This is a genomic window from Spirosoma sp. (assembly GCF_048594605.1).
Taxonomy (GTDB): Bacteria; Bacteroidota; Bacteroidia; order Cytophagales; family Spirosomataceae; genus Spirosoma.
Map to the genome: position 1 here is coordinate 1 of NZ_JBMDWV010000356.1, position 23,237 is coordinate 23,237.

Consider the following 23,237-nt stretch of genomic DNA (forward strand, 5'->3'; position numbering starts at 1 on the left):
CTACCTGCAAAGGCTGGTATCGTATATTAATAAATTGTAAAAATGACGTGGAATAGGGCTTGGGGGTTGGGGCTGAGGGTAAAACCTAACTCCATACCCTCTGCCCCTACCCCATGCCCTATGCCCCTACCCCTCTGCTACTATGTTCAAACAATTCATCTCAACAATTCCCGGGGCCGACCTCTACATGGTGGGGTCGTTCCTGATGTTTTTCACCTTTTTTCTGCTGGTGGGTTTGTATCTGGCTTTTGCGGATAAACGTCACCTCCGCCAGATGGGTAACCTGCCCTTAGACGACTCCACCGACGCTTAATCTGAACGATTTATGAACTTTATGCTAACGACGATACTTGACCCCGGCGCGAAAACATCAGCCTGGAACCTGACCTCCGGCGAAGACCTGGCCTGGGTGGTCGTATTAATGCTGATAACGGTTTCCGCAGGACTTTTACTGGTCATTACGTTGTACCTGGCCTACATTCTCTGGAAGGCGCTGACCCCGCAAACGGAGACAGTTAAAGATACCCGAACGTTCTGGCAGCGCATGGCGGGCCTACGGCCACTGAATCAGGAAAAAGACCTGGTGATGGAACACGCGTACGACGGTATCGCCGAACTGGATAACCCTACCCCCCCGTGGTTCATGGGCCTGTTTTACGGTACCATTGCGTTTGCGGTGGTTTACTGGCTCGTTTTCCATACGTTTCGCACGGGTAGTATTATGGAAACCGAATACACGCAGGAAATGGCCGTGGCCGAAAAAGCCCGCGCTGAGTACATCAAGCTGGTAGCGGGAAAAATCAACGAGAATACCGTTACGTTGCTCACGGATAAGAAAGGCATTGAAACGGGTAAAACGCTGTTCAATCAATATTGTACGGCCTGTCATGGTCAGAATGGCGAGGGCAAAGTTGGTCCTAACCTGACAGACGAATACTGGCTGCACGGTGGCGATATCAAAGCGGTGTTTCATACCATAACGGAAGGCGTACCCGAAAAAGGCATGATTTCGTGGAAGAAACAACTGAACCCTCTTCAGGTACAGCAGGTATCCAGTTACGTCCTGTCGCTGCAGGGAACCAAACCCGCCGGTGCCAAAGAACCGCAGGGTGAAAAGGTAACGCCAGCGGCCGCACCTACCCCAAAGGTAGCGATGCAATAATGTAGAGACCGCACCAGCGGACCGGAGATCCCTCGCGTCTCATGCCCGGATGGTTATTGCTGACGCCAATGAGACGCAACGTATTGCGTCTCTACACATACAACAAAACCAATGAACTCTCAACTCAACGCACAGGCTCCTGCTAATCGTCCCATCCGCCAACTTGAATCAAAATCGGGTGTTGGGCGGCAGTGGCTTTACCCAAAGGTCGTGAAGGGGCGCTATTATCGCTGGCGGACCGTAGTGGCCTGGGTACTGCTGGCCATGCTGTTTGCTGGTCCATTTCTGACGATCGACGGGCAGCCCCTGTTTCTGTTCAACGTACTGGAACGGAAGTTCAACTTTTTCGGCGTTACGTTCTGGCCGCAGGATTTTTACCTGGTAGCCATTGGGGCGCTGGTCCTGATCATCTTTATCGTTCTGTTTACGGTTATTTATGGACGGGTATTTTGTGGCTGGATTTGTCCGCAAACGATCTTTCTGGAAATGGTTTTCCGACGTATCGAAATCTGGATTGAAGGCGACTCGAACGCTCGCAAACGGCTCGATGCGGCTCCCTGGACAACCGAAAAAATCCTTAAGAAAACCGCTAAGCATACGCTCTTCTTTCTGATATCGTTTGCTATCAGTAATACGTTTCTGGCTTATATCATTGGGAAAGATGCGCTGCTGGAAATCATGACCGACAACCCGGCCAATCACCTCGGCGGACTAGCGGCCATTCTGGTGTTCACGGGCCTTTTTTACGGCGTATTTGCCTACGTGCGCGAGGTGGTCTGTACCGCTATTTGCCCGTACGGGCGGCTGCAAAGCGTATTGCTGGACAAACAATCGGTGGTTGTTACGTATGACGATGTGCGGGGCGAGCCACGTGGAAAAATAGAGCGTGGGGCCAAGGGCGTGGGGCTAAGGGATAAGGACGTATCAGAAATAATCAACGCGGTAAGTCCTCTGTCCTCCGCCCTTACCCCTCTGTCCAAAGGCGATTGTATTGACTGTAAACTCTGCGTACAGGTCTGCCCAACGGGGATTGACATACGTAACGGCATTCATATGGAGTGTGTAAACTGTACACTCTGCATTGATGCCTGCGATGATGTAATGGACAAGATCAGTCGGCCGCGCGGGTTGATTCGTTACGATTCGCTGGAAGGCATTCAGACCCGTCGGCCCTGGCGCCTGACGCCCCGCATGATCGGCTATAGTCTGGTGCTGTTGCTTCTGATGGGCGTATGGGCCTTTTTGCTAGTAAACCGTTCTGACCTCGATACGACGATTTTGCGCGCACCGGGGCAACTGTATCAGCGCGAAACGGGCGGTATGGTTTCGAATCTATATCTGGTCGAGTTGGTGAATAAAACGCATCAGGACAAACCCGTTACGTTCCGTGTGAGCTACTCGGGCGCTACGTTACGCATGGTGCAGCCCATCACTCGAGTTCCTGCCGATGAACTCACGAAAGGAATGTTTTTTATTCTGTTACCGGAGAAATCCATTCAGCAAAGCAGTACAAAACTTACGGTCGAAGTCATTTCGGATGGGGCCGTACTTGATGAAGTCAAAACAACCTTTTTAGGACCGGTAAACTGAATTTTGAATGAGTGCATGATAGAATGATTGAATACCTCCGGCTACCCTGCGTTGCGTCAGTTATTCAATCATTCTATCATTCAACAATTCAATCATTAAAATAATGAACTGGGGAAAGTCAATCATTCTGGTGTTCGTGCTGTTTGCGGGCTTCATTGGTACGATGGTGTATCAGATGACTCGCCAGCACATCGATCTGGTCAGTGACAATTACTACCAGAACGAACTTCAATTTCAGCAACACATCGACCGGGTAGCCAACGCCCGTCATAATTTATCTACCACGATGACGTACCAAGCCGACCAGCAGCAGGTTGTATTCGTGCTGCCCAGCACCTTGCAAAAAGGAGAGATTACGTTTTACCGTCCCGGCGACCGTCAGCAGGATTTCCGGGTAAAAATTTCGGCCCAACATCCCACGCGGCAGGTTATTCCGACCCGTTCATTGGCAAAAGGCAACTGGCGGGTGCAGTTCACCTGGTCGGATGGACAGCGTGAGTATTATAAAGAAGAGCAAATTTTTCTATAATGATGTTCCCCTGGCTTGCCACCGCTTTCCTGACCGGACTCATCAGTAGCCTTCACTGCGTTGGTATGTGCGGGCCACTGGCGGCTGCCCTGCCCGTCGGTCGGTTGCCGCGCTCGCAACGGTGGCAAGCGGTAGGGTTGTATCATGCCGGACGTATCATTACCTATAGCGCATTAGGTTCGTTGGCCGGAACGATGAGCTTCGGCCTGAACCTGATCGGCTGGCAACGTCCGCTGGCTGTTATCAGTGGCGTAGTTCTCCTGGTAAGCTTCCTCTGGCGCAAAGCGCTTCCCGCCCGATTACGCTGGTCGTGGCTCGATGGGCAGATTTCTCAGGCGTTCCGTCATTATTTACAGCAGCCGAAATGGACCAGTTTCGGTCTGTTGGGTGTGTTAAATGGTCTTTTACCCTGCGGTTTTACGTATCTGGCCTTAGCCGGAACATTGGCGACAAACACACCGCTGGCCGGAGCCTCATATATGCTTCTGTTTGGCCTGGGCACTTTGCCTGCGCTACTTGGCGTCAACCTGACAATCAACTGGTTAACGAACGTAGGCCGTCAGCGGCTCAATCATATTCTTTCCATCGCTACGTTAGTGGTGGCTTTTCTGCTGATTGGGCGCGGTCTGGCCAACTATCAATTGCCAACCAGTCCGGCCGATCTTATTCCAATTTGTCATGGACTAATCACCGGGAAATGATGGGTTATTATCAGGATTTGTCGAGTGCGTGCGTATATTGATTCCGTAAACAGACATCAACACTACGTTCTTCCTCGACAACCTGTGATTATTTACGAAGCAAAAGATTGGTGGGGCGCCCTCAAACATTTTCATACCAGCTTTAGTATTCGGGTCCTTTTGCGACGAGTGGGTCTCGTCAGTCTCTACGGCATCCTGCTCACGCTGATTGATCAGCACGTCATCGACGTTAATTTACCCTTCGACGGTACGTTGTTTTCGCTCCTGGGCATTACGTTAAGCTTACTGCTCGTGTTCCGGACCAATACGGCGTATGACCGGTTCTGGGAGGGGCGCCGACAGTGGGGATCGCTGGTCAATTACAGTCGGAATCTGGCCGTTCTGCTGGATGCACTGCTGCCCGATGACGCGACTAACAACCGAATTTACTTCGCTCAAACCCTTTCCAATTTTGCGCTGGCGCTGAAAGGCCATCTCCGTACTGGAGTCGATTTTAGCGAACTGGACGACCCCGGCGATGGCGAACTGCAAGCGTTGACGCAATACGCTCACGTTCCCAGCCGGATTGCAGCTTTGCTGTTACGTCGAACGCAAACGCTACGTCAGGACCAGATTGTAAACGATGCCGATCTGATTACAATCCGGCTGTATCATCAGGCTTTACTCGATATTACAGGCGCCTGCGAACGTATCAAACGAACCCCAATTCCGTTTTCATACAGCTTCTTCATCAAGCTGTTCATTACGGTATATGTGCTGCTGATTCCGTTTGTCCTCGTCGAAACGTACGGCTATTTCGCTATCGTGGCCACTACGTTAGCCGCCTACGCCCTGATTGGCATTGAAATGATTGGCGACGAAATCGAAGAACCGTTCGGGCTGGACTGCAACGATTTACCCCTGAATCAAATTGCCCAAACCATCCGCCGGAACATGCACGAAATTCTGGGCGTAACGCCTTCGGTAACCGTTGCGCCCAAGGCTGAAGCTGATTATATAAAAGTGAATTAGCAGAGGGCTTGGGGCATAGGGTAAAGCGATAAAACTCTCTAACCCCACCCCCATACCCGCTGTTCCAAGCCCTTCGCCCCGCGTCCCGAACCGGACGAAGGTTGTCCGCTAATGGACAATTTCAGGCTGAAAAACCTCCTCAAACAGCGCGTTACGTTCGTTTAAGGAGGTTTTTTGTTTTTGGCAATGGATTTGTACGATAAAATGTAGACTAATGGAACGTAGCAATACATGAATCCATCGCCACCTCGCTGGACAATACGATTGTTGACCTGGCTTCATCCGGCCGAAACGCTCGAAGAAGTTCAGGGCGATCTGGACGAGTTGTATACGTACTGGTATCAACGAGCTGGTGAGCCACAGGCCATCCTTCGTTACGTCCTGAACGTAGTATCGGTGCTGCCTCCGTTCGTGCTACGTCGGCGCGGTCAATCCACGCCATACCCACAACCCTCATCATTCCATCCGGCTATGCTTCGTAATTATCTAAAAATCGCTTTTCGTACGCTTTGGCGCAGTAAAGGGTACACGGCCATCAATGTAGTTGGTCTTTCGGTGGCGTTCTGCGTCTGTTCATTCCTGTTTCTGATGGTGTATCGTCAGCTTACGTTCGATTCCTTTCATCAGGACGGCGACCGTATTTTTCAGGTATATCGGTTTCTGAACGAACCGGCCAAGGCCCAGCGATCCGGGGGAATGCCCATGCCGCTCTCGCCCACCCTGAAGGCGGCTTATCCGGAAGTACAGGCAGCTACACGAATTTTAATGGGCGGCAGTCTGATTGAGTACAAAGGAAAATACGTCGAAAAACCGATTATCTATGCCGATGCTGACTTTCTGAGCGTCTTTTCGTTTCCGATGCTCAAAGGCAATCGGGCTGTGGCGCTGCGGGACCTGAGTAATCTGTTGATCAGCGAGAGCACCGCCAAAGCCATTTTCGGGAATGAAGAGCCTATCGGGAAGGCGCTGCTGCTCGGAAATGAGGGCAATAAAAAGCAGTATATTGTGTCGGGCGTAGTGGCCGACGCGCCGGATAACTCCACGATTCATTACGATGTGATTGCCCGGATCGAGAATACCTCAACGTATCGCGACTCGAAAGATCAGTGGGATGCTTTATCGCACAATGTTTTTGTGAAACTAGCGCCGAATGTTGATCAGGTTTCACTTGAAAACCGTCTGAAACCGTTCGCCCAAACGTATTTTTCGGGCGAACTGGCTAAGCTGAAGAAGCAGGGTGCCAAACCCGACGAACGTGGTGATTTAGTGGCAATACGTTTGCAAAAGCTTGCCAATGTCCATTTTGATCGGGAAGTATCCAATTCCAGCGCGCCCATTGCTATCGTCTACGCGCTGTTGGGCATTGCTTTTTTCATCCTGCTGATTGCCTGCATCAATTTTATCAATCTGAGCATTGCCCGCTCGTTCACCCGCGCCCGCGAAGTGGGCGTACGTAAGTCGCTGGGGGCCTTGAAGAAGCAGTTATTTGCGCAGATCTGGAGTGAATCAGCGCTGATCTGTCTGGTTGGTTTTCTGATTGGTTCGTTGATGGCTTATCTACTGGTTCCGGCGTTTAATGCACAGTTCAACGCGAAAATCAATCTGACGTCCCTGCTTCAGCCGGGTGCTATTGGCGGCATCCTGGCCATGTTTCTGCTCGTTACGTTGGTAGCGGGTGGCTACCCTTCCTGGCAAATGGCAAAATTCAATGCGGTGGAGGTACTCAAAGGAAAAATCACCATGAAACGGCCAGGTTTTCTGCGTAACTCGCTCATCGTAACCCAGTTTACGATTTCCTGCCTGTTGACCTGCTGCACCATTTTTGCCATTCAGCAAGTTAGTTACCTACGTAGCAGACCGCTGGGTTTTGAGAAAGAGCAGGTAATCAGCATTCCGGTTGGCAATAAATACAGCGGTCGGCAACTCCTCCAGCGCTTACGTAACAAGCTGACCAACGACCCAACCGTATTGGCCATTACGGGTAGTGGCGTAAACCTGGGGCGCGGAAAAGATGGTAGTACGTCGCGGGCAGTACTTGGCTTTACGTACAAAGACAAGGAGATTTCGACCGACTGGCTGCTGATTGATTATGATTATCTTAAAACGCTGAATATCAAGCTTCTGTCTGGTCGTGAGTTTAATCCAGCTTATGCTTCCGATTCGCTGGACCGGGTAATTATTTCGGAGAGTATGGCCCGTCAGATTGACGAGAAAAACCCCGTCGGCAAGTTCTTCCAGACCGACACGGCTGGCCGGAAATACCAGATTATCGGTCTCATTCCGGATTATCATCTGTATTCGTTGCAGCAGGAGAAAAAGCCGATTACGATGCATCTGTCACACACCGAAGCGATCGCCTACATCTTCGTTCGGGTCACTCCACAGAGCCTTACTACGTCGATGGACAAGCTGAAAGCTATCTGGAGCGAAATAGCGCCGGGCGCCGAGTTTACGGGTTCGTTTCTGGACGAAAATATCGATGCCTGGTACCGGAATGAGGATTCGATGGCGCAGGTTTTCAGCTTTGCTTCCGGTATTGCCATTTTGCTATCGTGCCTGGGTTTGTTTGCTGTAGCGCTGATGGCGATTGAGCAACGGACCAAAGAAATTGGCGTTCGGAAAGTGCTGGGTGCCAGCATTCCCGGTCTCATCCTCCTGCTCTCCCGCGACTTCGTCAAACTGGTACTGATTGCGCTGGCCATTGCTACGCCCCTGACCTGGTTCCTGATGAACAAGTGGCTGGCGGAATACCCGTATCGGATTGACATAAGCATCTGGGTTTTCGTGCTGGTTGGTGTTGCGGCCGTCCTGATCGCGCTGGCGACAGTTAGCTTCCACAGCGTCAAAGCCGCGCTGGTGAATCCGGTAAAATCACTACGTAGTGAATAGCAGGGTATAGCTCGGGGTGTAGGGATAGCAAAACAATCCTTGCACCCCGAGCAACCCCTGCCATAACTAACACAACTATGAAACATCTAATAATCATCGTGCTCATAAGCGTTAGCACGTTTGCAGCAGCTCAGTCATCATCCCGATTGAAAACGCGGATTGTCGACGATAATCAGACGCTTTCGATTCAGATTGATGGCAACAGGAATGGACAGCCCCTTCATTATAACCAGACGTTTGACGTAGCGGGTATGACTACACTACAGAAAGACGTATTAAAGTTTCGCGCGTTTGCTTCCCAGAACGTAGCACCACCCCTGCACGACATGGCTGTGTCGATTGCTACGTTAGTAGGGGTTCTATCGCTGGTTATTACCGTCGCGATTGTCGGTTACCAGACCAGATACAGGAAACGGAAGCTCATGGCAAATTCAGAGTAATACGAGTACGCTTCTGGCAGCATATCATACTTTTAAGCGTAGTATTATCAAGAAAATCTGTCAAAATCTCAATTGCTACTGACGACGAGCTGGGGTACCCCCAGCTTAGCTTTGCAACGTCTCTCATGGATGAAACGATTCGTTAAGCTATGGATTATCAATCTCTTCTTCGTCAGCTCTATCAGGATTTTAATGCCCGGCATATTGATGCGGTTTTAGCCCATCTGCATACCGATGTGGCCTGGCCAAACGGGTGGGAAGGTGGTTATGTGGCAGGTCACGAAGAGGTCCGTGCCTACTGGCTCCGTCAATGGCAACAGATCAATCCTACCGTAGAACCTCTCTCCTTTTCGGTAAGACCAGCAGGACAAATTGCCGTCAGGGTGCATCAGATCATCAACGATTTAGAGGGTCAGTTGTTGAGCGATAGTGAACTCAACCATGTCTATAGCTTCGAGCATGGAAAAGTACGCACAATGGTCATTGAACATTAACCAGGTGCTCCCTTTTCAGAATGGCTTGTACCGAAATTCATAGTTTCGTGCGCAATTCCTTTTCTGAGTAGGCTGAGCTGATAGGAATCAGTCCTGGTGATTTCTACCTCTTAAGTAATCAGCTCGCTGCCATAAGCTAAAGCATGTTTTCTGTAATTAATATTGTTGTATAGTCTCACCTCTACTGACCTATTTGTTAGGGTTTATTTCGTTTGGCTTTGATTAAAGCGTGGTCAGGTCTGGAAAACTTTAAAGGCTATAACATTCGATTCAAAAATAGTCTGGACTACAGGAAACCTACAATTTCAGACTACCTCACAGCTCATTTCTCAAACCCCGGCCCCCTCAGTAACTGGCCAGGTCGCTGACCGTTATGATGCCCATTTTCAACGACCGGCGCTCCGTTGACCAGCACCCACGCAATGCCGGTTGTATACGCATGGGGCTGCTCATATGTCGCTTTGTCGGCTACGGTTTTTTCATCAAAAATAACCACGTCGGCCGCGTAGCCAGAACGTAACAAACCGCGATCCGCTAACTTGAATCGTTGCGCAGGCAGAGACGTCATCCGGCGGATGGCTTCTTCCAGCGGGATAATGTGCCGCTCACGAACGTAGCGTCCCAGCACGCGGGCGTTTGTACCATAGCCCCGCGGATGCGGCATCCCAGAACCGAATCTGGAAACGCCCGCATCGGAAGCAATCATCGTGTTCGGGTACCGCAGAATGTTCTCTACATCCGTTTCCGACATCGTGTGATAAACCATCTGGATATGTTTCAGGCTGGCCCGTTCCATCAATTCCATTACCAGATCGGCTTCGGATTCAGCCGTATTTTTTCGGCCCAGTTTCTGGTTGATTGCACTTATGCTCATGCCATTGAACGTAGTGTCGGGTTTGTAACTGGCTACTACGGCGTACTCGTAATTCTTACGTAGATTTTTCTTCAGTGCATCCAGCATTTCATTCCGGATTTTGCTACGTTGCGCTGGATCGCGGAACCGGATCAATACTGCCGAATCGCCATCGGCCAGCGCCCACGACGGTAAAATACTTTCCAGCGACGTACTGGAAGCGGTGTACGGATACTGATCAACCGTTACGTCCAATCCTTCCCGACGGGCCCCTTCCACCAGTTCAACGGTTTCGGTGCTTTTGCCCCAAAGTGGTTTGCTGGCCACTTTAAAATGCGAAATCTCGACCGGAATATGCGCTTCGCGACTGATTTGAATTGCTTCTTCCACGGCCTGTTTAACGTTCTGGCCTTCGTTACGGATGTGCGACGCGTAAACGCCACCGTAGCGCGATGCGGCTTTAGCCAGATTAACCACTTCGGGGGTTCGGGCATACGTACCGGGCGTGTAAATCAAGCCGGTCGATATGCCGACTGCACCGTCTTTCATGGCCTGCTCAACCAGCGTTTCCATCTCAGCCTGCTCACGGGCGGTCGGTTCACGAAACGCCATTTTCATCACTTTCATACGTACCGAGTTATGCCCAATCAGCGAGCCGACGTTGACAGACGTTTTCATCAGCCGCAACGTATCGAAATAGGTTTTCAGATTCGAGCTTGACTCGCCACAATTGCCGGTTATGACCGTTGTAACGCCATCGTGAATAAAATTGGGCGCGCCCGGCTGCGCTTCCAGACTTCCTTCCACGTGCGCGTGTACGTCGATAAAACCGGGCGATACAATCAGTCCAGTAGCATCGATGGTACGCCTGGTGTCGGCTGATGGGATCGTTCCTATCTTAGCAATACGTCCGTTCTGGATCGCTACGTCGGCATAAATCCAGGGATTACCCGTACCATCCACGACCCGGCCATTTTTGATAACCAGATCATACGGTTGTGCATTGGCAAAAAAAGAAACAAGCAGACAGCCAATCAGCGTAAGAAAATAAGGTTTCATCGTTACGTTCAGGGTATTCAAAAGCGTCTTTTACGTATCAATATGGCGGTTTTTCTCATCAGAACCTAACCTGACCGCATCCTGGTGTAGTCCGGATAGGATCATCACGAAATTCCGACGACAATAACCAGTATCTTTGGCCTACACATTTTACTTAAGTTGAAAGGTTTTCAGTTACGTCAGATGAAACCCCTGCTTATTTTTTGGCTTTTGCTGGTTGCCAACCTTTCAGGCTCGGCACAGGCGACGAAGCCTATTTTTTCAGCGCCGTTGAGTCCACGTCTGGCGAATTACAAGATCGACGTAACGCTCAATCCAGCCACAAAAAAACTGGTCGGGCGCGAAACGCTGACTTGGCGTAATGCCTCGAATGATGTGATCCGTGAATTACAATTTCATCTGTATCTCAACGCTTTCCGGAATGAACAATCTACGTTCATGCGCGAGTCGGGCGGTCAATTACGTAGCACTCAGATTAATCGAAATGCCCAGGAAGATCCGTATGGCTCCATCGATATTGTGTCGATGAAAACACGCTCCGGCGAGGCACTGGCGTACCAGTTTATTCAACCCGACGACCAGAATCCAAACGACCGGACAGTGATTCGGGTACCGCTCAGCAAACCCCTAGGACCGGGCGCAACGATTGTTCTGGACGTAACTTTCCGGGCGAAACTCCCAAAAATATTTGCCCGTACGGGTTTCAGCCGCGACTTTTTTCTGGTTGGACAGTGGTTCCCTAAAATTGGCGTTTACGAACCCGCCGGAACGCGCTACCAACCCGTCGGAACGGCCAAACAAGGCGCCTGGAACTGCCACCAGTTTCATGCCCATTCGGAGTTTTATGCCGACTACGGCGTTTACGACGTAAATATCACTACGCCTAAAGAATACTGGGTAAGTGCTACGGGCCTTTTTCAGTCCGAAAAAATCCATGCCAACGGCACCAAAACGATTCTATATCATGCCGAAGACGTAGTAGATTTCGCCTGGACCGCTTCTCCTCATTTTCAGGTTGTAAACGACAGCTGGAAACGGCCCGGCCGGTCCGCCGGTGCGGTGGATTCGCCGTCGGGCGGGAAAGTCGACATCGAAGCGGTGATGCAGCCAGAGCATGCCGATCAGGCACAACGTTACATAAGCGCGGCTAAAGCAGCTCTGACGTATTTTGACAAACATCTTGGCAAATACCCGTTCCCAAATCTGACCATTGTCGATCCGCCTTTACATGCCGAAGGTTCATTTGGTATGGAATACCCGACGTTTATTACGGCTGGAACAAGCTGGGGCTTACCGGATGGTGTCCTGTTTCCGGAAATTGTTACCGTTCATGAATTCGGTCACCAGTACTTTATGCAATTGCTGGCAACCAATGAGTTCGAAGAAGCCTGGCTTGATGAGGGATTTAATCAATATTACGAAGGCCGAATTATGGACGCTACGTATGGCGCGCGTACGTCGATGATCAATTTGTTCGGCTTTCGGATGGGCGATCTGGAAAGTTCACGGGATAACTACGTTCATGACGATAATGTGGCGCTTGGCTCATCCTTTGGAAATACGTGGCAGTTGCCCAATGGTCAGTACGGTATGCTCACGTACATGAAAACCGCTACGTGGTTACGAACGCTGGAAGGTTTGGTAAGCCGGCCCGTTATGGACGAAATCATGCAGACGTACTTTAGCCGCTGGAAGTTCAAACATCCCGATGGGCAGGATTTTATCGATATTGTCAACGAAATTGTACCGAAGCGGCTGGGCAGTAAATACGGCCGGGATATGAACTGGTTTTTTGACCAGGCTCTCTATGGCGATAACGTAGTGGATTACGAATTACTGTCGATCAGGAACCGGAATGCGAATGCTACGATTACCGTACAACGTAACGGCGACGCCAAAATGCCGGTTGACGTACTGGTTCATTTTGAGAATGGCAAAGAGCTTATGCTTTTCTGGGACGGCAAATCCCGCCAGCGCCAGTTTACACTGACGGAAAATGCCAACGTTTTATGGGCCGTTGTCGATCCGAAGCAGAAGCTTTACATGGACACGGATTTTAATAATAATAGCTTGACGCTGAAGCCTTCATCGGCGCCAGCGGCTAAATTTGCGACCAGGTTCTTATTCTGGGTTGAAAACTGGATGCAGTGGCTAGCCTGGCTGGCGTAAATTTATATTTTGTAAAAGCGAATGACTTTCCAGGAAATAAACGATCTGCTTACGGCTGAATTTGGCCTGAATTTACAAGCCAATACGCAAAATTTGCAGCCATACCTTACCGTTCCAACGGATCGATTCGTAGCGATTTGCCAGTTTCTGCGCGACGACGAGCGGCTATTTTTCGACTTGCTGGCCTGCGTAACCGGAATCGACAACGGGGCCGAAGTCAACACAATGGAAGTCGTTTATAATCTGACGTCCATTCCGTACGGCCATGACCTGATGCTGAAAGTCATCATACCACGTAATACTCAGGGAACCAGCCTGCCGTCGGTACCGAGTGTAGCACACATATGGCGAACGGCCAACTGGCACGAACGGGAAGCTTTTGACCTGATTGGCATTCAGTTTGAGAATCACCCCGATCTTCGCCGGATTTTGCTGCCCACCGATTGGGTTGGCCATCCGTTACGTACCGATTATCAGGAAGAAGAGCAATATCACGGCATAAAAACCCAGTAACTCGTCAGCATTTTCGGTCGGAGGTTGACTGTTTGGTCTTTTCGTTTGTTATTGCTTTATCTGTTTGTCAAAAAGCAATGAAAAACCTTTACCAGCGCCTTTTTCTTCTCCTACTTTTCACTGGCTACCTGCTTCCTGCGCAATCTTACGCCCAATCTGCCGATTCCGTTATTGTGACGGGACGGGTTCGCAATCTGTCGGCCCGGCTTTATCGGGAAGCCCCCACGGTAACGGTTAGTCGGAATAACATTTTGCAGGCAAATCGGGAATTGGTACGTCCGGCTCCGCTAAATATCGACGGTACGTTTCGGGTATCGCTCCCGCTTATTTACCCGCAGGAGGAAATGTACTTTAACTACGGTCGTATTTCAACGGCTTTTCTGGCTTCTTCGGGTACCTTAACCATCGAGTTGAACGCAGATTCGCTCTTTACAGCCGCCGTTCCGTTCCGGTTCGGCGGAGTCAATGCACAGGTTAATCAGCAGTTTGCCCGCTATAAAGCGTTTGAAGCTACGTATCCAGACAAGCCTGATGGCCAAAAACTATCGACACGCGTCAGCGGCCTAGGAGATGACGCTGCTTACCGGCTGGTTGTCAACTCGTACAAGGCGCCTTTTATGGCGTTTGCAGCCAAAGAAAAACCATTTCCATTGCTGTACCGGTGGGTCAGCTTTACCGACCGTTATAATGCAGCGGCTTTTGTTTATGACAAAGCGACTTACGAAAACGACGATATAAGCAAATCCTTAAACGACTCGTTACGTCCACCCAACGACCGGCTTCTGACGGCAGCACGGGCGTCGGCCATGAATCGATTTGCTACGTATGTCACCCAACGTCTTTCCGCTCAGGCAGGTAATCGTTCCAATGGAATTACGGTTAGAGCATTGTCAATTCTTCTGGATCGCTACGGTAAAAATATAACGGCCGAAGAACGACTCCGCCTGAACGACTATGCAACCGCGAATTCGGCTCGTCAGGCGGATCTACAGTTTTTTGATAAACTGATGAAACGTAGCCCGGATACGCTTCAGCGGCTGGTAAATTACGAAACGCTGATCCAGCGGGCTATTCGCCAGTACGACAGCACAACGGTCGATTATCTGGCGGCTTACTGGCTGGCGGTTTCGCTGCCGACCGTAACGCTCAACTTTGCCCGGTTACTTTACGAGTATGCCCGTCCGCAAATCAAAGACCCAGCCCTGGCCCAATCGATTGATGAATTGTACCGGCTTGAAGTAAAAGACAGCACACGCATCCGGGCAGCTATGCAAACGTTCCGTAAAATCGATACGCGCACCAATGCTTTGGAGATTTCACCTGGAATATTTGTAACGAAAGATGAACTGGGCAATGGTTCGAGCCTACTCGATCAGGTGATTAACGCAAACCGGGGTAAAGTTATTTATCTGCTGCTGGTGTCGCCCACCGACGAAGCCGCCCGACAAGCAGCTCTCGACGCGCAACGGTTACGTAGTGCCTACAGTGCCCGCGATTTTGCCTTGGTTTATTTGCCCATGACGATGGCGTCGGCAACCGTTATAAACGATAAAACGCTTTGGCCTGAACTGGCCACTCGCTACAATCTGACAGGCGACCATCTGTTATTGACCGACTCGCAGTTATACGATGCGATTGAGCGGCTCCGCCCTGACGACGAGACCTCGGCAACTGTTGTGAACCGATCCGGTAAAATTGTAAAGCGGAATGCACCGCTGCCCGCCGATTTTGAGGAAGCGAGAAAAGTTATTGACAAGAATTTGTAGCCTTACCCTTGCTTGGTTTGGTCTTCGGGGTCGTTTCTAATACGTATAGAAGCATGCTGCCAATGGTTTTTAGACAAGTACTTACGCTTTTGCTGGGAGGGTTATTCGTGGGTCTACCGGACTGTGCGGTATCACAAACGCTTGTCAGACGCGTAATTGACCATTTTCTGAACGACACTACATCGCCAGCAAAACCCAGGCTTCTGGTTTACCCAATAGCGGCTTATGCCCCCGAAACCAGTGTCGAGCTAGGCGTATCGTCGCTTTATTTATACCATGCAAAAAACGATACGTCCCTCAATCGGCTGAGTGAGCTACAAGCTTTTGGCTTTGTTACGCTACGTGGTCAGTACGGACTCAATCTGGAAAACGCGATTTACGGCGACAAAGACCGATGGTTTTTCCTGGGGAAGGTACGCATCCAACGATTTCCGTTACTTTATTACGGTATTGGTCCGGCAAGTCATGGAAAGCACCCGGCCACTGTTGATGCGTTTTCTATTTTGTTTCGGCAACGAGCCATGCGACGGCTCCAGCCCAATTTATTTGGTGGCCTCGAAATTGACTATCAGCATTTAAGCCGGGTTGATTTCAAACAGCCCGAAAATCTTACCCACGATTTACCACTAGGCAGCCAGGGCACATCAAATCTGGGTTTAGGTCCCGGCCTGATCTACGATAGTCGCCCAAATCCGCTTACGCCCCGTAAAGGTTTTTTTGCCGAAGTAGCTTACCTCGACTACGGGCCATCGCGGGGCAGCACGCTCTCGGTCAATAGTTTTATAGCCGATGTACGGGGTTATCACACAGTACGGCCTCAGCAGGTATTAGCCTGGCAAGTGTATGGCAATATGATGACAGGCAACGTACCGTTCAACCAGTTGGCTCTCCTGGGGGGCGAAAATACCATGCGTGGCTATTACTGGGGACGCTATCGGGATAAGTTTTATGCAGCCGCACAGGTTGAGTACCGCTGGTTGCCGTTTCCGTTTAGCAAACGCTTTGGGGCCGTTGTTTTTGCCGCTGTTGGTACGGTAGCTCCTGAGTTGAATAAGGTTCAGTTCAGTCATTTATTACCAACTGCTGGAACGGGTATTCGCTATTTGCTCTTTAAGAAAAAAGATGTGTACCTCCGCGCCGATATGGGCGTCACACGTGAAGGCGTTGGATTTTACATCTTTACGGGAGAAGCGTTTTAATAATGATATAGGATGTGGGATATAGGATGTATGATGTAGCTGACGCGAAAGCAATACATCATACATCCCACATCATACATTCTTTACAGTCCGTATTGATCGAGTAAATAGACCAGAGCAGCCATCGACGCAGCGCCTAATTCAAGTTCACGCTGGCTGACGGTTTCGAAGCGATCGACCATCGTGTGGTGATAATCAAAATAACGCTGCGAATCAGGTTTAAAACCAAACAGTACTGTACCTAATTGAGCGAGCGGACCGATGTCTGCTCCACCGCTACCCGCGCCGATCTCATGCAGCCCATAAGGCGCCAGTAACGGTTTCCAGGCGATTGCTTTGCTACGTTGTTCGGGCGTGCCGACGATTCCAAATCCACGGGGCGTAAATCCGCCGTTATCTGATTCGACAGCCGCGATGGTTTTTTCGTTGTTCTTTTTCGCCAGATCAGCGTACTGAATTCCACCGCGTAAACCATTTTCCTCGTTCATGAACATAACGGCCCGAATGGTACGTTTCGGCTTGATTCCCAGCGCCTTCATAATACGTAGCACTTCAATCGACTGCACGCATCCAGCGCCATCATCGTGTGCTCCTTCGGCCAGATCCCACGAATCCAGATGCCCACCCACCACAATGATTTCATCGGGTTTTTCACTGCCTTTGATTTCACCCACTACGTTATAGGACTTCGCATCGGGCAACGTCTCACAGTTCTGTTTGAAATAAAACGTCAGGTTCGGGTTTTCCTGCAACGACTTACTCAATAAATCGGCTCCGTTGGTACTAATAGCAGCCGTCGGAATCAGAGGTACACCCGTAGCGTAACGCATCCCGCCTACGTGTGGATAGTCATCGTGTACGTTCGTCATCGAGCGGACAATAGCCCCAACAGCGCCGAGTTTGGCCGCTTCGGTGGCACCGTTCGCACGCTGGTCTACCGCGCCACCGTAAGCCTCAAACGTATTGATTTTGGTCGGGTCCATCGGGCGGTTGTAAAAAACGATCTTCCCTTTGACTTTATCAGGGCTCATAGCCCGCAACTCGGGAAAGCTTTTCACCTCAATCACCTGCGCTTCAACACCTTTCGGTCCTGTAGGCACAGACCCGCCGAGGGCCGCAATTGGTACGTTCGTTTTTTGCTTACCGTTCTGAATATAAGCCACTTCTTTGGCTCCCCGAACCCAGTGCGGTACCATTACGTCCTGCAAAAGCACACGATCAAAACCTTGCTGCTCCATAATCTGCTTTGTCCAGTCGACGGCTTTTTGCGCACCCGTGGAACCACTCAGCCGAGGGCCGATTTGCTTGGTCAGATACCGCAGCCATTCGTAGGATTTACCATTGCCGAGCGCTTCGTTATAAATTTTTCGGATCGTAACAGAATCGGGATTCTGGGCCTGCGCGTAGCCAATAAAAAGTGTGCAGAGAAGTGTAAGCGTTTTTTTCATGATTGGCGGCTGTATTGATTCATGGCAATATACTGAAAAGCCCGGCTGCTACGTAGCAGCCGGGCTTTTGTTCGTTTTGGCTTCTTCTCTTTTTACATATTAATCGCCCGGTTGTCCGTAGCGGCTAAGCAGGCCTCTTTGAACGCTTCGGTATAAGTCGGGTGCGCGTGCGACATCCGCGTTACGTCCTCAGCCGATGCCCGGAACTCCATAGCGGTTACCGCTTCGGCAATCATATCGGCAGCACGGGCACCAATCATGTGGACACCCAGAATTTCATCAGTTTCCTTGTGTGCCAGCACTTTTACCAATCCATCCACGTCCATGCTGGCCCGCGCGCGTCCGAGTGCTTTAAATGGAAATGAACCCACTTTATACGGAATTTCCTGCTGTTTGACTTCTTCTTCCGTATAGCCTACTGAAGCAACTTCTGGCCAGGTATAAACAACTCCCGGAATTAACCGGTAATGCACATGCGGTTTTTGACCAACAATGGTTTCAGCAATGAATATCCCTTCTTCTTCGGCCTTGTGTGCCAGCATGGCTCCCCGTATTACGTCGCCAAGCGCATAGATATGGGGAACATTGGTACGCAGATGATCATCAACTTCAACCCGCCCCCGATTATCAACTTTAACACCGGCAGCTTCCAGGTTCAGCCCATCTGTATAAGGGCGCCGACCTACCGAAACCAGGCAGTAATCGCCCGTCAGCGTGATTTGGTCGCCTTTTGGCGTATCAACACTGACAACAACCTCATCGCCGGTGTTTTCGACTTTCGTAACCTTGTGGCTGAAATAAAAATCAGCGCCCAATTTTTTAATTACTTTCTGAAGTTCCTTACCCATCGTTTTATCCATGGTCGGAATCATCGAATCGGCAAACTCCACAAACGATACTTTAGCGCCAAGCCGTGCATAAACGGACCCAAGCTCGGCCCCAATAACACCCGCACCAATTACGATCAGGTGTTTGGGCACTTCCTGAAGCGTAAGAGCTTCCGTTGAAGTAATGACACGCTTTTTATCGATCGGCATCGACGGGAACGACAGCGGTTTCGAGCCGGTGGCAATGATTATGTTTTTACCCGTAATGGTCTGCTCCGATCCATCGGATTTTGCAATCTTGATGGTATGTGGATCGACAAATGAACCGACGCCGTGGATTTCGTCGATTTTGTTCTTCTTCATCAGGAACGTAATGCCTTTCGTTGTTTGCTCAACCACGCTGGCCTTACGAGCAATCATCTGCGCCAAATCGACCTGCAAATCATTCAGCTTAATGCCATGCTCAGCAAAGGTGTGAGCCGCATTGTAATAATGCTCTGTTGAGTCGAGAAGCGCTTTCGACGGAATGCAGCCGACGTTGAGGCAAGTACCACCCAGCGCTGGGTATTTTTCAATAATGGCCGTTTTCAGTCCGAGCTGTGCACAACGTATGGCTCCGGTGTAGCCACCTGGCCCCGAACCAATCATTATAACATCGTATTCCATAGAATTTGATAAAGAGAACTAAATAGAGAGACAAAAGACGTAAGTAGAAAGACATCAACGTAATGACTATATCCTTCGTCTTATGTCTAACATCTTTCGTCCAAACTAAATGCAAATTAGGTGCAGATTTTGATTACCTAAACCGATTTGCAAAAAATCGTGTTGGTGATTCGATAAAGACTTCGCACCGGCGGGTTATTTTTCTCTTTTTTATGCGCTTCTTTTATTCATTTGCCTTTCTTTTCTCGCTGTTAACCAGTAGTTGTACCAATCCTGTTCAGCAAAATCAGCCAAACGTTTATTATGATGTGCTGGGATTTGTACAACGTCAGACAGCAGGTTTATCGACCCGGAAACCGCTTGTCAACAAATCTGTAGCGCTGAATGAAACGCGCAATCAGCAAACCACCCACGATATTAACTGGAACAAGGAGCTTGAGCTGTTTACGCAGGCCGACATTAATAAACCAGCGCTACGTAGTAGCTATCAGATTTTGCGACCTGATTCCCTAACGTATCAATACAGGCTGAAAGCAGAGGAAGAACATTTAGCCGTTCGGGAATTAACCGTTCAACTGGATTCGCTAACCCACCAGCCCAGCCGGATTGAAGCTGTTCTACAAACAAATAATGCTCTTTATTCGTCGGAGCGCCACCTGCTGCTTGAAAGCGGGCCGATCGCTGGGCGCGAATGGCAGGTAAAGCACTATAAATTATCGGGTTTTCAGAAACTACCTTACTTCGATAAGAACGAATTACTGGTGGAGGGACGAGTAAACTAAGGAGAAACGAATGTAGTATCGTTAGTTCTGTCTCAGGCTATCGCCTGCCGGTAGATTAGACGACACCGGTAAAATAAAAATGAACGTAGTGCCCTCATTTTCACCTGAGTGAATTTCATACCGACCTTTAACAAGATCCATCCGCGACTGGATATTCCGTAATCCCATACCTGTAGCATCGGCTGGATTCATTCCTCGTCCGTTGTCTTTTACTATCATATTCAGCTCATTATTAAATCGCCGGAATATGATTTCGGCTTCTGTCGCTTCGGAGTGTCGAATAATGTTGCTACAAAGTTCAATACAAATTGAATACAGGTTAAACTCCGCCGTTTTTCCTAGTCTGGGCAAGGCTTTGATATCCAATTCAAACGTCACTTTCTGCGATACATTCAGTTTGCTAACCAGGCGCGTCAAGGCTTCGGCCAAACCCTGTTTTTCCAGCTCATCGGGCTGTAAATTATGCGATAAATAGCGAATTTCGGCAAATGCTTCTTTCGCCATATTCAGCAGATTATAATAGATTTGCTGCTCCCGATCAGACATATGGGCTGGGTTCAGTGCCGACATACTCATTTTAATTGCCGACAACAGTCCACCAAGGCTATCGTGCAAATCAGCTGCCATTCGTTTACGTTCAAGCGTTTGCCCTTTCAGCAACGCTTCCTCGATCTCACGATTCTTGGCCCGCAACTGATCATTTGCCAGCTTTAGTTCGGCCGTACGAGCAATAACCTTGTCTTCCAGTTCAAGATTTAGCCCTTCAATTTCCTGATTTTGCCTGTTGATTAAGCGATTCTTTCGATAATAAACAACTACAAATCCAAACAGCATAGCCAAACCTGCCACAAGAAACAAACGCATAAGCCGCTGTTGCTCAATGTCATGGCTAAGTCTGTCAATATGAGCCCGGTTCTCTAATCGGCTTTTCTGCGAATCAGCCCGCAGACGCTCGGTTTCCAACCGTTGTTGAAGCTGATTCATTCGGGCTTCACCGGCCAACTGCTCTCGTTCAGCCTCTGCTTTTAGCAAATTAACTTCAGATTGTCGACGTACGTTGATTAACTGCTGCTGTTGGATTAATCGTTCTTTATCGGCTTCAGCACGTACCTGATTAATATCATATTTCTTTTGTAAAGCCGATAACTCTTCCACTCGTTTATACGTAGCAATGCTATCACGAACTGCGCTGTATTCTTCATACATAGTTAACGCCTGAACGGGCTGATTAGCTAGTCGATACGCTCGGTACAGGGCTAGAGTAGACATTTGCCGAATCCGTTGATAACCGGCCTCGCGCGCAATAGCCAGTGCTTTCTCGCCAAACGTAATGGCCAGGGTGGGTTGGTTGGTCAGCGTATAACACTCAGCCAGTCTCGCCCAAACGGATGCCTGTCCTAATTGCTCGCGTAGTTGGCCCCAAACGCTTAAGGCTTCTTCATAATACTTAATCGCCCGTTCCGGCTCCCGACGGCTCACAGAAAAATCCCCCAATCGTTCGTTCGCGTACGCTACGTTTACCTGCGAGTGGGCATCTATAGCTATTTGCCGACTCGTCTCGTATTGCTGACGGGCCAAACCGTATCGCTCCTGTAATTCATACACCTCCCCCGTTTGGGTTATGGCCTGACTAATAAGAAGTTTACGATTTTTGGGCGTTAATGACGTATTGTAACCTAGTAGTTTTTGCGAGAGCTGATAACTTGCCAGCGCATTGTCATATTCTTTCAGGAGCAGGTAAATATCTCCCAGATTCATCTGCACTTGCCATCGGGGGGAGCTTTCGCGCGGTAATTTTCGGCATAGTTCAGAAGCTCGTTGATTGATTTGTAAAGCTTTAGGATAATCGCCCTTCACGGTTCGTATGTAATGTTCCTGAAGCATCATGGCTCGAACAGCATACAGAATGTTATTGTACGATAAAGCCCGCGATTCCAGCGTATTGGCATAAAGGAAACTGCTATCCCGATGACTCCCCCGCATTTGCTTGAAAACAAGCGCCATAAAACGAAGTCCTTCCAGACGTAACGTATCATTATGCGGGCTGCGTGGCAGTCGTTCGGCAAATTGCCCATGACCTCGACCAAGATTCAGCAAGCTATCCATGTAAACCATGTCGCCCCGCCGGTCGAAATTCACTTCCGGAAGACGAACACGCACCTGTCCCAGGCAAGTGTAGCACCAACCAAGCAATATGATTCCAAGCCGAAATGATCGCATAGTCATATACAGCTTGTATAGCAGCTGATATCAAGCCCTAAAGTAGCAAGGTTAGTCCAGTAAATCAATGGATTGTAAAAAATTAACACTACGAAAATGATGCATAGACATGTTACTTTCTAAGTCAAAACCATGTCTAATGAGTATTCAACGTATAGAGCAGACGCTAAGAAGTCTGGGAGAGGCACTGATTTTAGAAATTTTACTCATTGATTTAAACGCACACCCCTAAAAAAGAATCTATATTGCACCATCAAATGTAAGTGCAATTACTTCTACGAATAAGCTAGTTTTGGCAAAAGTACAAGAAGTTGCAATTTTCTTTTACGTAAAATGAATTTTTCAAAGAAAGACTGACCGTTTAACAGATTTTCTGCCTGATTTATTTGCATTTAACGAGTTTTCTTTCTTATTTTAATGTCTGGATTCCAGAAATTTTCGTAAAAACAAACCGCACTGTACACTATCGGAACACAACTCTACGTTACCTAATTGTCTTACTGAAAATGGAAAAAGCCCAGGTAAACGACAGTGAGTTGATTTCCCTGTATATCCGTGGTAATGAAAAAGCCTTTGCCAAATTAGTGCAACGGCACAAATCGAAGATTTACACGACTATTTACTTGATCGTCAAAGATCAGTACGTGGCTGAAGACTTAATGCAGGACACCTTTATCAAAGCGGTGGACACGCTCAAGTCGGGTAAATACAACGAGGAGGGAAAATTTCTACCCTGGATTATCCGAATCGCTCACAACTTGGCCATTGACTATTTCCGAAAAGATAAACGCTACCCCAGTGTGGTGTTTGAAGACGGAAGCAGTGTGTTCAACACGCTTGAGTTTGCGGAGGATTCAGTAGAATCGCTCCAGATTCGACAGGAAACACACGAGCATTTACGCGAGTTGATTCAGCGATT

At 49.2% G+C, this 23,237-nt stretch carries 19 protein-coding genes; 15 read left to right on the plus strand and 4 right to left on the minus strand.

Annotated elements, in window-relative coordinates:
* Positions 1-142 precede the first annotated feature (142 nt).
* The 9 genes from ACOJS8_RS21515 (at position 143) to ACOJS8_RS21555 (ending at position 8,816) form a co-directional block, all read left to right on the plus strand.
* Positions 143-313: a hypothetical protein gene (locus tag ACOJS8_RS21515; RefSeq protein WP_420150613.1), complete on the plus strand. Its 171-nt coding sequence runs from the start codon at positions 143-145 to the stop codon at positions 311-313.
* A gap of 21 nt (positions 314-334) precedes the next feature.
* Entirely contained in the window at positions 335-1,162 is an 828-nt protein-coding gene (locus ACOJS8_RS21520) for a cbb3-type cytochrome c oxidase N-terminal domain-containing protein (RefSeq protein ID WP_420150614.1), read from the plus strand.
* Between the two features lie 111 nt (positions 1,163-1,273).
* Positions 1,274-2,752 carry a cytochrome c oxidase accessory protein CcoG gene (ccoG, locus tag ACOJS8_RS21525; RefSeq protein WP_420150615.1) on the plus strand — a complete coding sequence of 493 codons (1,479 nt, stop codon included), beginning with the start codon at positions 1,274-1,276 and terminating at the stop codon, positions 2,750-2,752.
* A gap of 103 nt (positions 2,753-2,855) precedes the next feature.
* A complete protein-coding gene (locus ACOJS8_RS21530; protein ID WP_420150616.1) occupies positions 2,856-3,281 on the plus strand; it encodes a FixH family protein in 426 nt (141 codons plus the stop codon).
* Positions 3,281-3,982: a sulfite exporter TauE/SafE family protein gene (locus ACOJS8_RS21535; protein ID WP_420150617.1), complete on the plus strand. Its 702-nt coding sequence runs from the start codon at positions 3,281-3,283 to the stop codon at positions 3,980-3,982. Before ACOJS8_RS21530 ends, ACOJS8_RS21535 begins: the two co-directional genes overlap by 1 nt.
* Positions 3,983-4,066: 84 nt before the next feature.
* On the plus strand, positions 4,067-4,993 hold the full coding sequence (locus ACOJS8_RS21540) for a bestrophin family protein (protein ID WP_420150618.1): 927 nt from the start codon (positions 4,067-4,069) through the stop codon (positions 4,991-4,993).
* A gap of 231 nt (positions 4,994-5,224) precedes the next feature.
* Positions 5,225-7,882: an ABC transporter permease gene (locus ACOJS8_RS21545; RefSeq protein WP_420150619.1), complete on the plus strand. Its 2,658-nt coding sequence runs from the start codon at positions 5,225-5,227 to the stop codon at positions 7,880-7,882.
* A 77-nt stretch (positions 7,883-7,959) separates the two neighbouring features.
* Complete coding sequence (locus ACOJS8_RS21550; RefSeq protein ID WP_420150620.1) at positions 7,960-8,322, plus strand: hypothetical protein; 363 nt, start codon at positions 7,960-7,962, stop codon at positions 8,320-8,322.
* 149 nt (positions 8,323-8,471) lie between these two features.
* Positions 8,472-8,816, plus strand: a complete 345-nt coding sequence (locus ACOJS8_RS21555; protein WP_420150621.1) for a nuclear transport factor 2 family protein — start codon at positions 8,472-8,474, stop codon at positions 8,814-8,816.
* Positions 8,817-9,138: 322 nt separating this feature from the next.
* On the opposite strand, the gene ACOJS8_RS21560 is transcribed toward ACOJS8_RS21555, so the two are convergent.
* On the minus strand, positions 9,139-10,728 hold the full coding sequence (locus tag ACOJS8_RS21560; RefSeq protein ID WP_420150622.1) for an N-acyl-D-amino-acid deacylase family protein: 1,590 nt from the start codon (positions 10,726-10,728) through the stop codon (positions 9,139-9,141).
* Between the two features lie 183 nt (positions 10,729-10,911).
* Between ACOJS8_RS21560 and ACOJS8_RS21565 the strand changes: the two genes are divergently transcribed.
* The 4 genes from ACOJS8_RS21565 to ACOJS8_RS21580 all read left to right on the plus strand — a co-directional run bounded on the left by ACOJS8_RS21565 (position 10,912) and on the right by ACOJS8_RS21580 (position 16,375).
* Positions 10,912-12,897, plus strand: a complete 1,986-nt coding sequence (locus ACOJS8_RS21565) for a M1 family metallopeptidase (protein ID WP_420150623.1) — start codon at positions 10,912-10,914, stop codon at positions 12,895-12,897.
* A gap of 21 nt (positions 12,898-12,918) precedes the next feature.
* Positions 12,919-13,410, plus strand: coding sequence for an NADH-quinone oxidoreductase subunit C (locus ACOJS8_RS21570; protein ID WP_420150624.1), 492 nt, complete (start codon positions 12,919-12,921; stop codon positions 13,408-13,410).
* A 77-nt stretch (positions 13,411-13,487) separates the two neighbouring features.
* Complete coding sequence (locus ACOJS8_RS21575; protein ID WP_420150625.1) at positions 13,488-15,176, plus strand: hypothetical protein; 1,689 nt, start codon at positions 13,488-13,490, stop codon at positions 15,174-15,176.
* Positions 15,177-15,238: 62 nt separating this feature from the next.
* Positions 15,239-16,375: a BamA/TamA family outer membrane protein gene (locus ACOJS8_RS21580; protein ID WP_420150626.1), complete on the plus strand. Its 1,137-nt coding sequence runs from the start codon at positions 15,239-15,241 to the stop codon at positions 16,373-16,375.
* Positions 16,376-16,458: 83 nt separating this feature from the next.
* Here ACOJS8_RS21580 and ACOJS8_RS21585 read toward each other — a convergent pair whose 3' ends face one another.
* Together ACOJS8_RS21585 and lpdA are read right to left on the minus strand one after the other, a co-directional pair.
* Entirely contained in the window at positions 16,459-17,823 is a 1,365-nt protein-coding gene (locus ACOJS8_RS21585) for a M28 family peptidase (protein WP_420150627.1), read from the minus strand.
* Between the two features lie 92 nt (positions 17,824-17,915).
* Entirely contained in the window at positions 17,916-19,316 is a 1,401-nt protein-coding gene (lpdA, locus tag ACOJS8_RS21590) for a dihydrolipoyl dehydrogenase (protein ID WP_420150628.1), read from the minus strand.
* 212 nt (positions 19,317-19,528) lie between these two features.
* Here lpdA and ACOJS8_RS21595 point away from each other — a divergent pair, with 212 nt between their 5' ends.
* On the plus strand, positions 19,529-20,098 hold the full coding sequence (locus tag ACOJS8_RS21595) for a hypothetical protein (protein WP_420150629.1): 570 nt from the start codon (positions 19,529-19,531) through the stop codon (positions 20,096-20,098).
* A 21-nt stretch (positions 20,099-20,119) separates the two neighbouring features.
* Here ACOJS8_RS21595 and ACOJS8_RS21600 read toward each other — a convergent pair whose 3' ends face one another.
* Positions 20,120-22,318, minus strand: a complete 2,199-nt coding sequence (locus ACOJS8_RS21600; protein WP_420150630.1) for a tetratricopeptide repeat protein — start codon at positions 22,316-22,318, stop codon at positions 20,120-20,122.
* Between the two features lie 506 nt (positions 22,319-22,824).
* Between ACOJS8_RS21600 and ACOJS8_RS21605 the strand changes: the two genes are divergently transcribed.
* On the plus strand, positions 22,825-23,237 hold a 413-nt coding region (locus ACOJS8_RS21605), incomplete at its 3' end, for an RNA polymerase sigma factor (RefSeq protein ID WP_420150631.1).

Coding starts and splice junctions, on each gene's coding strand:
- ACOJS8_RS21575 (WP_420150625.1), top strand. CDS start 13,488: ATGAAAAACCTTTACCAGCGCCTTTTTCTTCTCCTACTTTTCACTGGC.
- ACOJS8_RS21555 (WP_420150621.1), top strand. CDS start 8,472: ATGGATTATCAATCTCTTCTTCGTCAGCTCTATCAGGATTTTAATGCC.
- ACOJS8_RS21520 (WP_420150614.1), top strand. CDS start 335: ATGCTAACGACGATACTTGACCCCGGCGCGAAAACATCAGCCTGGAAC.
- ACOJS8_RS21515 (WP_420150613.1), top strand. CDS start 143: ATGTTCAAACAATTCATCTCAACAATTCCCGGGGCCGACCTCTACATG.
- ACOJS8_RS21545 (WP_420150619.1), top strand. CDS start 5,225: ATGAATCCATCGCCACCTCGCTGGACAATACGATTGTTGACCTGGCTT.
- ACOJS8_RS21595 (WP_420150629.1), top strand. CDS start 19,529: ATGCGCTTCTTTTATTCATTTGCCTTTCTTTTCTCGCTGTTAACCAGT.
- ACOJS8_RS21585 (WP_420150627.1), bottom strand. CDS start 17,823: ATGAAAAAAACGCTTACACTTCTCTGCACACTTTTTATTGGCTACGCG.
- ACOJS8_RS21570 (WP_420150624.1), top strand. CDS start 12,919: ATGACTTTCCAGGAAATAAACGATCTGCTTACGGCTGAATTTGGCCTG.
- ACOJS8_RS21580 (WP_420150626.1), top strand. CDS start 15,239: ATGGTTTTTAGACAAGTACTTACGCTTTTGCTGGGAGGGTTATTCGTG.
- ACOJS8_RS21535 (WP_420150617.1), top strand. CDS start 3,281: ATGATGTTCCCCTGGCTTGCCACCGCTTTCCTGACCGGACTCATCAGT.
- ACOJS8_RS21530 (WP_420150616.1), top strand. CDS start 2,856: ATGAACTGGGGAAAGTCAATCATTCTGGTGTTCGTGCTGTTTGCGGGC.
- ACOJS8_RS21560 (WP_420150622.1), bottom strand. CDS start 10,728: ATGAAACCTTATTTTCTTACGCTGATTGGCTGTCTGCTTGTTTCTTTT.
- ACOJS8_RS21565 (WP_420150623.1), top strand. CDS start 10,912: ATGAAACCCCTGCTTATTTTTTGGCTTTTGCTGGTTGCCAACCTTTCA.
- lpdA (WP_420150628.1), bottom strand. CDS start 19,316: ATGGAATACGATGTTATAATGATTGGTTCGGGGCCAGGTGGCTACACC.
- ACOJS8_RS21600 (WP_420150630.1), bottom strand. CDS start 22,318: ATGCGATCATTTCGGCTTGGAATCATATTGCTTGGTTGGTGCTACACT.
- ccoG (WP_420150615.1), top strand. CDS start 1,274: ATGAACTCTCAACTCAACGCACAGGCTCCTGCTAATCGTCCCATCCGC.
- ACOJS8_RS21550 (WP_420150620.1), top strand. CDS start 7,960: ATGAAACATCTAATAATCATCGTGCTCATAAGCGTTAGCACGTTTGCA.